General features: G+C 37.1%; 3 protein-coding genes and 1 pseudogene. 2 read left to right on the forward strand and 2 right to left on the reverse strand.

The genetic code is table 11. From position 1 onward, the window contains the following. The coding region (locus AC1DUW_RS26655; protein ID WP_477643909.1) for a DUF3870 domain-containing protein at positions 1 to 199 on the forward strand (199 nt) is incomplete at its 5' end. A 313-nt stretch (positions 200 to 512) separates the two neighbouring features. On the opposite strand, the gene AC1DUW_RS26660 is transcribed toward AC1DUW_RS26655, so the two are convergent. Then, on the reverse strand, positions 513 to 962 hold the full coding sequence (locus tag AC1DUW_RS26660) for a hypothetical protein (RefSeq protein WP_053345039.1): 450 nt from the start codon (positions 960 to 962) through the stop codon (positions 513 to 515). Between the two features lie 7 nt (positions 963 to 969). Further along, positions 970 to 1,044 (reverse strand): annotated as a pseudogene (locus AC1DUW_RS26665) (hypothetical protein); the annotation flags it as partial. A 128-nt stretch (positions 1,045 to 1,172) separates the two neighbouring features. On the opposite strand from AC1DUW_RS26665, the gene AC1DUW_RS26670 reads away from it, so the two are divergent. Continuing rightward, positions 1,173 to 2,160, forward strand: a 988-nt coding sequence (locus AC1DUW_RS26670; RefSeq protein WP_477643910.1) for a CotH kinase family protein, incomplete at its 3' end; no start/stop codon positions are given.

Genomic DNA, 2,160 nt, shown 5'->3' on the forward strand with positions numbered 1-2,160 from the left:
TGTTGATGCATCCTGTACCCTTGCTACAGAACATGGCAGGGAATACATTCGTCAACTACTTCGCGGTTATTGTCTTAAAGATGGTATCGAAGAATTGATTGATCGTGTGCAAATGTATTATCGTGGTAAGGCAGGTCAAGCGATTCAAGCAGGGCTGAAGGATGTATATGCACAGTTCGAATTGGTCTCCGTTAAATAAGAATTAAAATGGATCGTGCCGGTCTTAAAGCCGGTAGGATCCTTTTTTTGACTACATTGTAAGGTGCGCACTTTCAATGTGCAAAAATAATGAAGGTGGTCCATGCCCCCTAATTGGGCATGTGTTAAATTGCCGTTAATGCGTATGGTAGTAATTCTGATTTCTACATTGGGTGATCGTTCATGAGAGATTTGAAAGATTCTTTAGTAGTTTAAAAAAAGCTAGTTATTTTTTTCATAATCCATCAACAATAGAGGTGATAAAAAAGTATCACCTCTTTAAAAATATTTTCAACGTTCTAAAGTTGCCTCTTCTAAAGATTTCTCCTCAAAATATTCATGCATTTAAAAGTTCCATCTACAATTATTTCGGAAGCAAAAGGAAGGCCTTCTATGGCATCGCCGATTGTTGAAAGTACGCCGATTTCTGCTGGTGCGCCGATTTCTGCTGGTACACCGATTTCTGCTAGTACGTCGTTCAGTCCTGCAGGTAGATCTCCTTCTCCAGCAAGAGCGTAGTTGAGTATTGCAAGTACATCTCCTTCTCCAGCATGAGCGACGATGAGACCTGCAAGTAGAACGGTTCCTGCTGGTACGTCGTTGAATGCTACACGTGGCCCGATTTCTGCTGGTGCGCCGTTGAATGCTACATGTGGCCCGATTTCTGCTGGTGCGGCGTGGTGAACGACGAGTACTGCGCCTTTTTCTATTCTTTTTCCTCGTAGAACGGGCTCTTGAACGAGGGTCCTGATACATGAAGTCACTTAACCCAAAAGAATTAGCCCTATCCACCGCATTTTGTATATCCCGAAAAATATTTGACATATATTTATCCTCCTTTTCCATAATAAACTATGTTGCTTGTACGTAATGTGCTATTGATTATCGCAAAACCTTTAAAAAAAATTAGTTATTTTTGTGGCATCTTTCGCTTTTTTTCATAAATTAAAATGAAAATGAAAGGGAAGGGTTATATGAATGCTGACAAGGAAATACCTATATATCAGCTTTTTATTCCACCTGTAAATTTAATGGAACTTCGTAGAGACATTTGGTGCAATGATCCGGTATGTGCAAAGTTAACAATAAACAGAAAAAAACTCGATATTGATATCGTTTACCGTGGCTCCCATATCCGAGATTTTCGGAAGAAGTCCTATAATGTAATCTTTTACAAGCCAAATACTTATCGCAATGCCAAAGAAGTACATTTAAACGCTGAATATAAGGATAAATCTTTACTAAGAAATAAATTATCATTAGATTTTTTTGCAGATATAGGAACTTTATCACCAAGATCCCAATTTGTTTTCCTGAATTTGAATGGGAAGGACGAGGGGATATACCTAGAATTAGAATCAGTAGATGAACATTATTTGAAGAATAGAAACCTGCCAAAAGGATCTATTTTTTATGCAGTTGATGGAGATGCTAATTTCTCGTTAATGAGTGATTTAGATAAAGGAATTAAACAATCCTTAGAATTGGGCTATCAAAAAAAATGTGGGACAGCTCAGGATGAATTATATTTACAAGAATTAATTATCAATATTAATACAATTCCAAGAGTGGATTTTGAAAAGGAAATTGTAAAATATGTAGATGTGGAAAAGTATCTGCGCTGGCTGGCTGGTGTCATTTTCACACAAAACTTTGATGGATTTGTTCACAATTATGCTTTGTACCGAAATGGAGACACTGGACTATTTGAAATCATCCCGTGGGATTATGATGCGACATGGGGGAGAGATGTAAATGGAAAGGTGATGGAGGAGGATTATGTTGGTATTAAAGGCTTTAATACATTAACTGCAAGAATTCTTGATATAGATACATTTCGTCGAATATATCAACGTCTTTTAAAAGAGATTATGAACAATCAGTTTAACGCAAGATATATGGAACCTATTATTCAGGATATGTATAACCAAATCAGACCGTATGTTCCGCAAGATCCATATA

It is taken from the genome of Peribacillus sp. P4_C12, assembly GCF_056402095.1.